11 protein-coding genes are annotated in these 13,687 nt (G+C 61.7%); 4 read left to right on the plus strand and 7 right to left on the minus strand.

Annotated elements, in window-relative coordinates; translation table 11 throughout:
* Positions 1-61: 61 nt before the first annotated feature.
* On the plus strand, positions 62-1,102 hold the full coding sequence (locus AC07SI_RS20895) for a threonine aldolase family protein (protein WP_065929441.1): 1,041 nt from the start codon (positions 62-64) through the stop codon (positions 1,100-1,102).
* 194 nt (positions 1,103-1,296) lie between these two features.
* A complete protein-coding gene (locus AC07SI_RS20900) occupies positions 1,297-1,497 on the plus strand; it encodes a hypothetical protein (RefSeq protein WP_065904771.1) in 201 nt (66 codons plus the stop codon).
* A 178-nt stretch (positions 1,498-1,675) separates the two neighbouring features.
* Here the strand turns inward: AC07SI_RS20900 and gbcB are convergent, their stop codons facing one another.
* On the minus strand, positions 1,676-2,776 hold the full coding sequence (gene gbcB / locus AC07SI_RS20905) for a glycine betaine monooxygenase reductase subunit (RefSeq protein WP_495006434.1): 1,101 nt from the start codon (positions 2,774-2,776) through the stop codon (positions 1,676-1,678).
* A 282-nt stretch (positions 2,777-3,058) separates the two neighbouring features.
* Here gbcB and gbca point away from each other — a divergent pair, with 282 nt between their 5' ends.
* A complete protein-coding gene (gene gbca / locus AC07SI_RS20910) occupies positions 3,059-4,354 on the plus strand; it encodes a glycine betaine monooxygenase oxygenase subunit (protein WP_065904777.1) in 1,296 nt (431 codons plus the stop codon).
* Positions 4,355-5,247: 893 nt separating this feature from the next.
* Here gbca and etfB read toward each other — a convergent pair.
* The 6 genes from etfB to AC07SI_RS20940 all read right to left on the minus strand — a co-directional run bounded on the left by etfB (position 5,248) and on the right by AC07SI_RS20940 (position 13,037).
* Positions 5,248-6,018, minus strand: a complete 771-nt coding sequence (gene etfB, locus AC07SI_RS20915; protein WP_120450242.1) for an electron transfer flavoprotein subunit beta — start codon at positions 6,016-6,018, stop codon at positions 5,248-5,250.
* A gap of 10 nt (positions 6,019-6,028) precedes the next feature.
* Complete coding sequence (gene etfA, locus AC07SI_RS20920; RefSeq protein ID WP_213552691.1) at positions 6,029-7,249, minus strand: electron transfer flavoprotein subunit alpha; 1,221 nt, start codon at positions 7,247-7,249, stop codon at positions 6,029-6,031.
* Positions 7,249-9,189, minus strand: a complete 1,941-nt coding sequence (gene dgcB / locus AC07SI_RS20925) for a dimethylglycine demethylation protein DgcB (protein ID WP_495006435.1) — start codon at positions 9,187-9,189, stop codon at positions 7,249-7,251. Before dgcB ends, etfA begins: the two co-directional genes overlap by 1 nt.
* Before the next feature lie 49 nt (positions 9,190-9,238).
* Positions 9,239-11,299: a dimethylglycine demethylation protein DgcA gene (gene dgcA / locus AC07SI_RS20930; protein ID WP_495006436.1), complete on the minus strand. Its 2,061-nt coding sequence runs from the start codon at positions 11,297-11,299 to the stop codon at positions 9,239-9,241.
* 16 nt (positions 11,300-11,315) lie between these two features.
* On the minus strand, positions 11,316-11,846 hold the full coding sequence (locus tag AC07SI_RS20935; protein WP_065904787.1) for a DUF5943 domain-containing protein: 531 nt from the start codon (positions 11,844-11,846) through the stop codon (positions 11,316-11,318).
* Between the two features lie 213 nt (positions 11,847-12,059).
* On the minus strand, positions 12,060-13,037 hold the full coding sequence (locus tag AC07SI_RS20940; protein WP_065904789.1) for a dipeptidase: 978 nt from the start codon (positions 13,035-13,037) through the stop codon (positions 12,060-12,062).
* A gap of 218 nt (positions 13,038-13,255) precedes the next feature.
* Here AC07SI_RS20940 and AC07SI_RS20945 point away from each other — a divergent pair, with 218 nt between their 5' ends.
* Complete coding sequence (locus AC07SI_RS20945) at positions 13,256-13,657, plus strand: lysozyme inhibitor LprI family protein (protein WP_034109800.1); 402 nt, start codon at positions 13,256-13,258, stop codon at positions 13,655-13,657.
* The last annotated feature ends 30 nt before the right edge of the window (positions 13,658-13,687 follow it).

The raw sequence follows: 13,687 nt of genomic DNA on the forward strand, positions 1-13,687 counted from the left end.
CGTGCGCACGCCCGACAATCTTGGTTACAGTGCGCACCAACATCGACCACAGGAATGGGCCATGACCGACAAGAGCCAACAATTCGCCAGCGACAACTATTCGGGCATCTGCCCGGAAGCCTGGGCCGCCATGGAACAAGCCAACCAGGGCCATCAACGCGCCTACGGCGATGATGAATGGACCCATCGCGCCGCCGACGGTTTCCGCAATCTGTTTGAAACCGACTGCGAAGTGTTCTTCGCCTTCAACGGGACTGCAGCCAACTCGCTGGCGCTGTCCTCGTTGTGCCAGAGCTACCATAGCGTGATTTGCTCGGAAACCGCCCACGTCGAAACCGACGAATGTGGCGCACCGGAGTTTTTCTCCAACGGCTCCAAGCTGCTCACCGCGCGCACCGAAAACGGCAAGCTGACCCCGGAATCGATCCGTGAGATCGCCCTCAAGCGCCAGGACATCCACTACCCCAAACCGCGCGTGGTCACCTTGACCCAAGCCACCGAAGTCGGCAGCGTGTACACCCCGGAAGAAATCCGCGCGATCAGCGTTACCTGCAAGGAGCTGGGCCTGAACCTGCACATGGACGGCGCACGCTTCTCCAACGCCTGCGCGTTCCTCGGCTGCTCGCCGGCCGACCTGACCTGGAAAGCCGGGGTCGACGTGCTGTGCTTTGGCGGGACCAAGAACGGCATGGCGGTGGGCGAAGCGATCCTGTTCTTCAACCACAAACTGGCCGAAGACTTCGACTACCGCTGCAAACAGGCCGGCCAGCTGGCGTCGAAAATGCGCTTCCTCTCCGCGCCGTGGGTGGGCCTGCTGGAAAACGACGCCTGGCTCAAACACGCACGCCATGCCAACCACTGCGCGCAGCTGCTGAGCAGCCTGGTGGCAGACATTCCGGGTGTGGAATTGATGTTCCCGGTACAGGCCAACGGCGTGTTCCTGCAACTCTCGGAACCGGCCATCGCCGCACTCACGGCCAAGGGCTGGCGCTTCTACACCTTCATCGGCAAAGGCGGTGCGCGCTTCATGTGTGCGTGGGATACCGAAGAAGAGCGCGTAAGAGAATTGGCTGCGGATATTCGGGAAGTGATGAACGCTTAACGTAGGAAAAAGGCCAGCGAATACTGGCCGAATGCCGAGACTGTTTTTTGATATTTCTGACAGCAGCGGACCCGCTTTTCGTTGACTAGCCTCTTGGAACCCGGAAGGAAAAGGCCGCTGCAGCGACCCCCTTTCGGGTAACACCGCCTGCCGAACAATCGGCCGGAAATGGAACTCCAGCAGAGGACTACACCATGGAATATCAAAACAACACTAACAACCTGCAAGGCGACGGCACCATCAGCACCACCGTCATTGATTGGGATGAGTTTCGCAAATACGCAAAAGTCGGTGACACCATCCGCGAACCATCCAGGACCTTGCGGATCTACGACAAAGTCTACGAATTGACAGCATCAGGCCAGCACTTCGTCGTGCATATCTATGCCCAGTAACCGTTAGCTTGAGCATTCCCCAGTCACCCAGCCATCACTGATGTAACCCGGTAAAACTGTGGGAGCGGGCTTGCTCGCGAAAGCGGAGTGTCAGTCGCTGGAGATTTTGACTGATACACCGCATTCGCGGGCAAGCCCGCTCCCACATTGGATCGTGCTCGCTTAAGCGCGTGGTAAATCAGAATTCGATGCGCACATCACCCTTGGGCACACTGCAGCACGACAGGATGTAGCCTTCGGCTTCGTCTTCCTCGGTGATCCCGCCGTTGTGGTCCATCTCGACCTCCCCGCCCAGCTTCATCACTTTGCATGTTCCGCAGATGCCCATGCCGCAGGCCTTGGGGATCAACAGCCCAAGCTTGGCCGCCGCTGCGTGGACGGTTTCGCCAGGAGCCACGCGAATGCTCTTGCCCGAGGCAATGAACTCCACCTGGTGCAGGTCCGCCAGGTCGATTTCCGGTGCATCGGCCGCTTGTTCGGCTTGCTCCACCGCATCGGCGCGCGCTTCCGGCGGCGTCGCGCCGAAGGATTCCTCGTGGTAGCGCGCCATGTCGAAACCGGCAGCTTCCAGCAGGCGCTTCACTGCGTTCATATAAGGCGTGGGGCCGCAGCAGAATACTTCGCGCTCCAGGAAGTCCGGCACCATCAGCTCGAGCATCTTGTGGTTCAAGTAGCCGCGATAACCGGCCCAGGGCTCGCCCAGCCCGTGTTTCTCGCAGATCAGGTGCAGGCTGAAGTTGTCGATCCGCGACGCCATGTGTTCCAGCTCGCGGTGGTAAATGATGTCCTTGGGCGAACGGGCGCTGTGGATAAACGTCATGTCGACGTTGGCGTTGGTGTCGTAGAACCAGCGCGCCATGGACATCACCGGGGTAATCCCCACGCCACCGCTGAGGTACAGCACTTTCGGGCTCGGGAAGTCGATGGCATTGAACAACCCCACCGGACCGTGCACCGCCAGTTCCTGGCCTTCATGCAGGGTGTCGTGCAGCCAGTTGGACACACGCCCACCCGGCACGCGCTTGATGGTCACCGAGAAGCTGTAAGGCACCGACGGTGAACTGGAAATGGTGTAGGAGCGCATGATCGGCTGGCCGTCGATTTCCAGCTCCAGGGTCACGAACTGGCCCGGCTTGAAAAAGAACAGGATCGGCTGGTCGGCCATGAAGCAGAAGGTGCGCACGTCCCAGGTTTCCTGGATGACTTTGACGCAACGGACGATGTGTCGACCATTGGCCCAGGTCTGGGTGGTGACCGGATTCAGGAAGCTGTTGGACATGCTGTTCTCCGTAGCCGTGTGTCGGCCTGATGGTGGCGATTCTGCGTAACGCGAGAACCACCCATTTACCTATCTGCGACATTCACATACTTATCGCGACCAGCCCCCATACCACGGGGGTTGCGCGTCGGGATCAGAGTGGGCCATGTCGCTCATGGATAAGGTTCAGGGCATCGGCGGCCCCACACTCGCTCCCAACAACGACGCTTTCTTTACGCCTTGCACAGCAACAACCGTAGCCACTTATCCCGGCCACACAGAATGGCCATGAGGACACACACGATGGACGTCACCGCAACCCTGAGCTTGGGCGATCCGCTGGAACCCGCACGCAAGGCCACCGCGCAAATGCTGCAAGAGCGCGAGCGCACCTTCTCGCTGCCGCAGCCGTTCTACTCTGACGAACGGCTGTTCGATATCGACATGCAGGAGATTTTCCAGAAAGAGTGGTTGATCGCCGGCATGACCTGCGAAATCCCTACCAAGGGCAACTACCTGACCCTGCAAGTGGGCAAGAACCCGATCATCGTGATCCGTGGCGCCGAAGGCGTCGTGCATGCGTTCCATAACGTGTGCCGCCACCGGGGCTCGCGCCTGTGCACCAGCGACAAGGGCAAGGTCGCCAAACTGGTGTGCCACTACCACCAATGGACCTACGAGCTGGACGGCCGCCTGCTGTTCGCCGGCACCGAGATGGGCGCCGACTTCGATATGAAGCAGTACGGCCTCAAGCCAGTGAACGTGAAGACCGCCGGCGGCTACATCTTCATCAGCCTGGCCGAGAATCCGCCGGCCATCGATGACTTCCTGTCGACGCTCAATCACTACATGGAACCGTACGACATGGAGAACACCAAGGTGGCGGTGCAAACCACCTTGATGGAAAAAGCCAACTGGAAACTGGTGCTGGAAAACAACCGCGAGTGCTACCACTGCAACGCGTCGCACCCGGAGCTGTTGAAAACCCTGCTGGAATGGGACGACGTCACCGACCCGCGCGCCGACCAGGCCTTCAAGGACCACGTCGCCGCCTCGGCCGCCGCCTGGGATGCCGAGAAAATCCCTTACGCCCACGCCAGCTTCGGCCTGCGCAACCGTATCGTGCGCATGCCTTTGCTCAAGGGCACCGTGTCGATGACCCTGGACGGCAAGCAGGGCTGCGCCAAGCTCATGGGCCGCATCAAGAACCCCGACCTGGGCTCGATGCGCATCCTGCACTTGCCGCACTCGTGGAACCACTGCATGGGCGACCACATCATCGTGTTCACCGTGTGGCCGATCAGCGCCCAGGAAACCATGGTCACCACCAAGTGGATCGTGCACAAGGACGCCGTCGAAGGCGTGGACTACGACGTGGAGCGCATGCGCCAGGTGTGGGACGCCACCAACGACCAGGATCGGCGCCTGGCCGAAGAGAACCAGCGCGGCATCAACTCCACGGCCTATCAGCCAGGACCGTACTCGAAGACCTATGAATTTGGCGTGGTGAACTTCGTGGACTGGTACAGCGAGCGCATGCTCAACAACCTGGGGGCGGCGCCCGCGCCTTACCTCAAGGGCGTTGCGGTTCACGAGTAACTGACACACCACAGATAAAAATGTGGGAGCGGGCTTGCTCGCGAAAGGGGTGGATCAGCCGGTAAATTGTACGACTGGCAAACCGCTTTCGCGGGCAAGCCCGCTCCCACTTTTAGTCCCACGCAGTGATCAATAATTGATCAACTCCGCTACACCCCTTTACCACTGTGCCCTCCAGCCTTTACCCAACAACTTATCCACAAAGCCACCCACAGCAATTGTGGGCAACTGCGCAACCCGCCCAAAATTAACTGAAGAAAATCCGTGACTTATTCAAGCTCACGGTTCCAGAGACCTATTGATCACTTTTTGACCAATCCTTTGCAAGCCACATAATCCGTGGGCTTCAGCGGTACGCAAACACCTTATCCACAGAAGCACCAACAGACTTTGGGGGCAACTTTGCCAGCGCTGTGGAAAACCGCTTCAAACCTTCATAAACCGGGGTATCCAGGCTCACACAGCCGGTAATACTGCCTAATTGATCATATTTCGACCAACAACTTGAAAGCCCCTGTTTATATGGCCTGCAGCCGATAGCGAACATCTTATCCACAGAAGCGCCAACAGACTTTGGGGGAAAGTCTGTGGACAGAGAGGCGCTGAATAAGAGAAAAACCCAAGGAAAAACCGTCAGTTAGGCTGGTTGTTTTTCATACAGAGGGCTACAGGGCTTGATTTGCAGGGGGTGTGGACAACCGCGAACAGGTTATCCACAGGTGGATCAACAGGGATTGTGGGTAATCCTTCAGGCGCGCCGCAAAACACTGGCCCAACCGGCTTTCCTGTGGGAGCGGGCTTGCCCGCGATGCAGGCGACCCGGTCCAGGGCAAGACCGCGATGAAGCCATCGCAGGCAAGCCAGCTCCCACACAGGCCTCGTAATGCCCTGAATCAGCGCACGACGCCTTCTTCGATGAGCAGCTTGAGAATGGCCTGGGCGCCCTCTTCGGCGCTCACGCCCTTGAGTACTTGCCCGCCGCCGCCGCTGGCCTTGGCCGTGGCCGCCTTCATGCGGTCAGCGCCACTCTTGGCCTTGATCACCTTGAGGCGCTTGGGCCGTGGCTTGGCCGGCTGCAACAGCGCGCCGGTGAATAACTCGTCCTGCTCGACCTCAACCTCATGGGCCGCCAGCTCGCCGCGTTGCGCGGGGCCATAGGCGCTTTGTCGTGGCTTGGGCGCGGCGTTATCCACAGTCGCCAGGAACGGCAGGCGTACCTTCAGGCGGCGCCGCTGGCCACGGGGCAAGGCTTGCAGCACGTGGGCCACGCCGCCATCAATGGACTCCACCTGCGCCAGGCCGACAATCAGCGGCCAGCCCAACTGCTCGGCCAGCAGGAACGGCAACATTCCCGAGCCTTCGCCGGTTTCAGCCTGGCTGCCGGTGAGCACCACCTGGGCGCCGGCCTCGCGCAAATAATCACTGAGCACCGGTAAGGCATCAGCGCCGGCCGGTTGTTCGAGCACGTGCAGCTGCGGCAAACCCATGCCCAGGTAGCTGCGCAAGGTCGGCTCGTGGATATCGCCGGCGTGCAGCACCTGCAATTTGTCCCCCGCCATCTGCAGGCCCAACTCGACCGCGCGCGCGTCCTGTTCGGCGCGACGTGGGCGGCCAGAGGTCGGGTGGGCGCCGATGGACACCAGGCTGATTACATTCGTGGTCATGGCCATATCCTTAAGCCGCATCGCGCTTGGCGCCGTTGCGGTATGTCTGCACCGCATCGATCAAGGCTTGCAGAATCGCGGCGCTGTCGCCGATTACCGACAGGTCGGCACGCTTGATCATGTCGCAGCCGGCGTCGAGGTTGATCGCCACCACCTTGTCGCAGGCACCGATACCTTGCAGGTGTTGGATCGCCCCGGAAATCCCCACGGCCACGTACACCCGCGCCGTCACCCAGGTGCCGCTGGCGCCGACCTGGCGATCGCGGGCCATGAAGCCGTCGTCCACCGCCACGCGCGATGCGCCTTCGGTGGCGCCCAATGCAGCGGCGGTCTGGTGGAAGAGCGCCCAGTCCTTCACGCCATTGCCGCCAGAGAAAATGAATTCGGCCTCGGCCATCGGAATCGCTGCCGGGTCCACCGCCACCGCGCCGAGGTCTTCGATGCGCGGCAGGCTGCGCGCCAGGCTTGTGGATAACTCCACGGGCAACACTTCGTGGCGGGTCTCGCTGACCGGCTCGGCGCACTCGGCGGCGGCCAGGATCAGGCGCGGCAGCGGTCGCGCCAAGTCCTCCTGGCCTGCCCCGGCGCGGCCGATGCACTCCTGCCCCTTGATCTGCCACACCCGCGTGGCCGGGCGTTCCTTGAGGCTGGCGGCAAAGCGCCGACCCAACTCACCGCCACCGCTGCGACTGTCGGGCAGCAACCAATGACGCGGGTTGAACTGGTTATCCACAGCACGCAGGCCCTGCACGCGTTGTTCCGGTGCATAACCGTCGAATTCGTGGCCGTCGAGCACGAGCAGGCGATCCACCCCGGCCGTGGCAAAGGCGCTTTCCTTGTGCTCGCCAAACACCACCGCCAGCACCGCGCCGTCACTGCCGGCGAGTTGCCGCGCGAGGCCGAGCAGGTCGCGGTCGTGGCTGCTCAGGCGGCCGCCGACCATGTCCGGCACCACGTTGATGTAGAACGCCGGCGCAGGCACCTGGTGCAGCGGCAACTGCACCTGCACCGCCGCCGTACGCTTGGCTGCGCCGCCCTGCTGGGCGCCGCTGCGGTCGATGCGCTTGATGCCGTTGGGGCCGATGAACCCGACACCGTGGACGTTTTTGCGAATCACACCGTTAGGCCCCATCCAGCTGTGTTGCGCCGGCTGCATCGCCGCATGCAACGGGTGCAGGCGGTTGCGGGCGATCCATTCGGCCCGTGGGTCGCGGCGGATAATGTCGCTCATCAGTGCACCTCCGCAGGTTCGCGTTTCAGGGGCTTGGCCGGTGTGGCGTCTTCAAGCAACGCGTCAGCCACCAGTTCGGCGATGTCCTTGATCATCGGGCGCGGTTCGACCACACCTTCCAGCATCGCAGTGCATTGCGGACAGCCCACGGCGACCAGCTCGGCGCCGGTTTCGCGGATGTCCTCCATGCGCATATCGGGGATACGTTGCTTGCCGGGGATGTCGGTGATCGGCGCACCACCACCGCCGCCGCAGCAGCGTGAACGGAAGCCCGAGCGTTGCATCTCCTTGACCTCGATGCCCAGCGCGCGCAGCACCTGGCTCGGCGCCTCGTATTCGCCGTTGTAGCGCCCCAGGTAGCACGGGTCGTGATAGGTCACGCTGTTGCCCTTGTGCTGGCCCAGGTTCAGCGCGCCGTCGCCGATCAACTCGGCCATGAAGGTGCTGTGGTGCTGCACCACGTAGTCACCGTTGAAGGCGCCGTACTCATTTTTCAGCACATGGAAACTGTGCGGGTCGCAGGTGACGATGCGCTTGAAGCTGTACTTGGCCAGGGTCTGGATATTGCGCGTGGCCAGCAGTTGGAAGGTGGCTTCATCGCCGAGACGACGGGCCACGTCGCCGCTGTCGCGCTCTTCGAGGCCGAGCACGGCGAAGTCGACCTTGGCGGCCTTGAGTACTTTGACGAAAGCCCGCAGGGTGCGCTGGTTACGCATGTCGAATGCGCCGTCGCCGACCCAGAACAGCACGTCGGCGCGGCCTTTGTCGCTGAGCAATGGCAGGTTCAAATCCGCCGCCCAGTTCAGGCGCCCGCCCGGCGCAAAGCCGCCGGGGTTGTCGGTGGCGATCAGGTTTTCCAGGACCTCGGCGCCCTTGTTCGGCGTGGCGCCTTTTTCCAGGGTGAGGTGGCGGCGCATGTCGACGATGGCGTCCACGTGCTCGATCATCATCGGGCACTCTTCCACGCAGGCGCGGCAGGTGGTGCAGGACCACAGGGTCTCGGCGTCCACCAGGCCATTGACGATCGGTTGGTGCGGGTTGCCGCTGTGTTCGCCGACAGGCTTGCCGGGATAAGGGCTGCCGGCGAACTTGGCATCGGTGCCGCCGGCCAGGCCGACCACCATGTCCTGGATCAGCTTTTTCGGGTTCAGCGGCTGGCCGGCGGCGAATGCCGGGCACGCGGCCTCGCACTTGCCGCACTGCACGCAGGCGTCGAAGCCGAGCAGTTGGTTCCAGGTGAAATCCTTGGGTTTTTCCACCCCCAATGGCGCGGTCTTGTCGCTGAGGTCCAGCGGTTTCAAGCCGGTGGAGCGGCCGCCACCGAAGCGCTCGGCCCGGCGGTGCCAGGCCAGGTGCAAGGCGCCCGCGAAGGCGTGTTTCATCGGGCCGCCCCAGGTCATGCCGAAGAACATTTCGGACACGCCCCACAGCACGCCGACGCTCAGCAGCGCAGCGAGCAGCCAGCCGCCGAAGTCCGCCGGCAGGACCCCGGCCACCGGCAACGTCACCAGGAAGAAACTCACCGAAAACGCCATCAGGCTTTTCGGCAGGCGCATCCACGGGCCTTTGGACAGCCGCGCAGGCGGGTTGCGCCGACGCAGGTAGACGAACATGGCACCGACAAACATCAACACCGAAGCCAGCAGCAAGGCGTAGCCGAGGATGCGGTTATGCAGGCCGAACCCATGCACCAGGATCGCCAGCAACGCCGAGAGCACAAAGCCCAGGGCGGTGGCGACGTGGGTGTTGGCGATGTATTTGTCACGGGCGACCACGTGGTGCAGGTCGACCATGTAGCGCTTGGGCATGGCCAGCAGGCCGCCCAGCAGGTCGACTTTGGATGCACGGCCACGGCGCCACATGTTCACCCGGCGCAGGGCGCCGAGGACGGCGAGGCCTATCGCTGCGAACAAAAGAACAGGAAGCAAGGTGTTCAACATGGTGAAGCTCCCACATTTTTGACCGAGTCCACATTGGTTCGGTGTTGGGTCAGAAATCCTTGCACAGGCGCAGGGCGTCATAGATCGCGGCGTGGGTATTGCGCTGCGCTACACAGTCACCGATGCGGAACAGCAAGTAACCCTCACCCGCCTCGCTCAAACACGGCTGCGGCTTGATCGCGAACAGGGCTTCGATGTCCATCTGGCCCTTGTTGCGCGAGCCGGCTTTCAACCCGTAATAGAGTTCTTCATCCGGGCGCACGCCGTTCTCGACCACCACCTGGTCGACCACCCGCTCCTCTTTGGCGCCGGTGTATTCGTTCTCCAGCACCGCCACCAGCTTGTCGCCTTCGCGGTAGACCTTTTCCAGCATCATGTCGCCGGTCATGATCACTTCCTTGGGGTACATGCTGCGGTAGTAGGTCGGGAACGACGTACCGCCGACGGCCACGCCGGGCTTGATGTCGTCGGTGACGATCTCGACCTGGCTGCCCTTGTCCGCCAGGAAGTCCGCCACCGACATGCCGGTGAATTCGCAGATGGTGTCGTACACCAGCACGTTCTTGCCCGGCGCAACCTTGCCGTCGAGCACGTCCCAGCTGCTGACCACCAGGCCTTCGGCTGTGCCCCAGTGTTCATTCTGTTCCAGGAACGGATGCCCGCCGACGGCCAGCACCACCACATCCGGGCGCAGGTCGAGGATCGCGTCGGCATTCGCCGCCACGCCCAGGCGCAGGTCCACGTTCAGGCGCGCCAACTCCAGCTGGAACCAGCGGGTGATGCCGGCGATCTGGTCGCGTTGCGGGGCTTTGGAAGCGGTGGTGATTTGCCCACCGATAAAGTCTTTCTTCTCGAACAGGGTCACGTCGTGGCCCCGTTCTGCAGCCACCCGTGCGGCTTCCATCCCGGCCGGGCCGGCACCGACCACCACGACTTTGCGTTTGGGCCCGGTGGACTTCTCGATGATGTGCGGCACGCCCATGTACTCACGGGATGTCGCAGCGTTCTGGATGCACAGCACATCCAGGCCCTGGTACTGGCGGTCGATGCAGTAGTTGGCGCCGACGCACTGCTTGATCTGGTCGACCTGGCCCATCTTGATCTTGGCGATCAGGTGCGGGTCGGCGATGTGCGCACGGGTCATGCCGACCATGTCGACGTAGCCGCCTTCCAGAATCCGCGTGGCCTGGTTCGGGTCCTTGATGTTCTGCGCGTGCAGCACCGGGGCCTTGACCACTTCCTTGATACCGGCCGCCAGGTGCAGGAACGGCTCCGGTGGATAACTCATGTTGGGGATCACGTTGGCCAGGGTGTTGTGGGTGTCGCACCCCGAGCCGACCACACCGATGAAGTCGAGCATGCCAGTGTCGTCGTAGTACTTGGCGATCTGCTTCATGTCCTCGTGGGACAGGCCGTCCGGGTGGAATTCATCGCCACACAAACGAATGCCGACGCAGAAATCCGGACCGACTTCCTTACGCACCGCCTTCAACACTTCCAGGCCGAAGCGCATGCGGTTTTCAAAGCTGCCGCCCCATTCGTCGGTGCGCTTGTTGACCCGCGGGCTCCAGAACTGGTCGATCATGTGCTGGTGCACCGCCGACAGTTCCACCCCGTCCAGGCCACCGGCCTTGGCGCGTGCCGCCGCCGTGGCGTAGTTGCCGATCACGCGCCAGATTTCTTCCGGCTCGATGGTCTTGCAGGTCGCACGGTGCACCGGCTCGCGGATGCCCGAGGGCGACAGCAGGGTCGGCCAATGCTCGCCGTCCCAGCGCGAGCGGCGGCCCATGTGGGTAATCTGGATCATGATCTTGGCGCCATGCTTGTGCATGGCATCGGCCAGGTTCTGAAAGTGCGGGATGATGCGGTCGTCGGCCAGGTTCACCGATTTCCACCAGCCTTGCGGGCTGTCGATGGCCACACTGGAAGACCCGCCGCAGATCGCCAGGCCGATCCCGCCCTTGGCTTTCTCTTCGTAGTACTTCACATAGCGGTCGGTGGTCATGCCGCCGTCGGTGGCATACACCTCGGCGTGGGCGGTACTGAGCACGCGGTTGCGAATGGTCAGTTTGCCGATCTGGATCGGCGCGAACATTGCTTCGAAAGCCATGGCAGGGTTCCTCGACTTACAACGGCTTGACGGTGAACAGGCCGTCGTCGTGGCCCTCTTCGGAGCCGCCGTAGACTTGCTCGGCTACCGTGCGAATGCTGCTGCCGCGTGCCTGCAGGATCTGGTCCATCGCGCCGGCAAACCAGCCGGTGAACATGTAGTCGACCTTGCGCCCGACCTTGCCGTACACGTAGACAAACGCCGAGTGTTCGAGCTTGACGCTGGCCGTGCCTTTGTCGAGGTCGATGTCCTGGATCTTGAACAGGCCCCAGCCACGTTGCGACAGGCGCTTCATGTAGTGCTCGAACACCGCGACGCCTTCCAGGCCGTGGCATTCGGCTTCTTTTTCACACCAGTGCCAGGCGGATTTGTAGCCGGCCTTGTAGAGGATCTCGGCATAGGCCTCGGCGCCCAGCACTTCTTCGATACCGATGTGGTTGTTGACGAAGAAATGGCGCGGCACGTACAGCATCGGCAGGGCGTCGGAGGTCCAGACACCGGTTTCGCTGTCGACTTCGATAGGCAATTGCGGGGCGATCTTGGCCATGGAAACTTAACTCCAGAAAATTCGTTTTCAGTGCTTAGCAAAGCTTTTGCTTTGCTCTTATAAACAAGCCGTGTGAATGACTTTGGAGCCGTAGCGAGCACGTCGAGAGCAAGGAAGGACCGGAGCGACAAGCGAGGCAGTACGGGACGTACGGCGAGTTTGGCGCGAGGACCTGACGCAGCTATCGGCGAGCGGAGTAGGCTCCGGAGGTATTCACTCGCCCCAAACGTCCTTCAAGACGTTGACCCAGTTCTCGCCCATGATCTTGCGCACCACGCGCTCGCTGTGGCCGCGCTTGAGCAGGGTCTCGGTGAGGTTGGGGAACTCGCCCACGGTGCGAATGCCCAGCGGATTGATGATCTTGCCGAAGCTGGTCAGGCGGCGGGCGTAGCCCTTGTCATGGGTCAGCATTTCGAAGAAATCCTGGCCATGGCCCTGGGTGAAGTCGGTGCCGATGCCGATGGCATCTTCGCCGACGATATTCATGGTGTATTCGATGGCTTCGGCGTAGTCGTCGATCGTCGAATCGATGCCCTTGGCGAGGAACGGCGCGAACATGGTCACGCCGACAAAACCGCCATGGTCGGCAATGAACTTGAGTTCTTCGTCGGACTTGTTGCGCGGGTGCTCTTTCAGGCCGGAAGGCAGGCAGTGGGAGTAGCACACCGGTTTTTTCGATTCGAGGATGACTTCTTCGGAAGTCTTGGAGCCGACGTGGGACAGGTCGCACATGATGCCGACGCGGTTCATTTCGGCGACCACCTCGCGTCCGAAGCCCGACAGGCCGCCATCGCGTTCGTAGCAGCCGGTACCCACCAGGTTCTGGGTGTTGTAGCACATCTGCACCACACCGACGCCGAGCTGCTTGAAGATCTCGACATAGCCCAACTGGTCTTCAAACGCATGGGCGTTCTGGAAGCCGAAGATGATGCCGGTCTTGCCCTGCTCCTTGGCCTTGCGGATGTCAGCGGTGGTTTTCACCGGGATCACCAGGTCGCTGTTCTCGCGGATCAGGGTCTGGCTGGCGACGATGTTGTTGATCGTGGCCTGGAACCCTTCCCACACCGACACGGTGCAGTTGGCGGCGGTGAGGCCACCTTTGCGCATGTCCTCGAACAGGTCGCGGTTCCACTTGGCAATAATCAGCCCGTCGATAACGATGCTGTCGGCGTGCAATTCGGCTGGGCTCATCAGGCGTCCCCTTATTGGCGATTCATGCGCCGAATCGTCTGCCGGCGCTTTGGGGCCAGCATATGCCCAGGGCAAACCCGAGCCGGGTGCAAAAACGACAGGGGAATTGCCGAAAGCGTCAATCCGCGACAAAGGCTGTTAAGAGGTGTCTGACTGGCGGCTGTTATTTGTCTTACGCTTGAGCCAGAATTCCGCATCACCTGATATGAGACGGCGCAATGAAATCGATTTTCCTGGCTTTGGCACTCATCGCAACCGGCGTCCACGCGGCCGAAGACACCGACAGCACGCCGTGCGATGGCATCGAAAACGACAAGCAAACCCTGGAATGCGCCACCTACAACAAAACCACCGCCGAACAGCTGCTCAAGGATAACTACCAGGGCCTGCTGGAACGCATGGGTTCGACCTATGGCAGCGACAAGACCAAACTCGCCGACATTACCGCTCGTCTGAAGGATGCCCAGCAAAAGTGGGAAAAACTGCGTGACGCCGACTGCGCCGTGGACACCTTCCCAGCGGTGAACGGGACCAAGGCCTACGCGATTGCGCAAAATGACTGCCTGGCGCGGATGAGTGATGAGCGGTCGGAGTTTTTGGAGTCGATCGGGCAGGAATAAGCGACAATCCCCGTCACTTTCCTCTTGAAT

The organism is Pseudomonas sp. GW821-FHT05D12, from assembly GCF_059419825.1.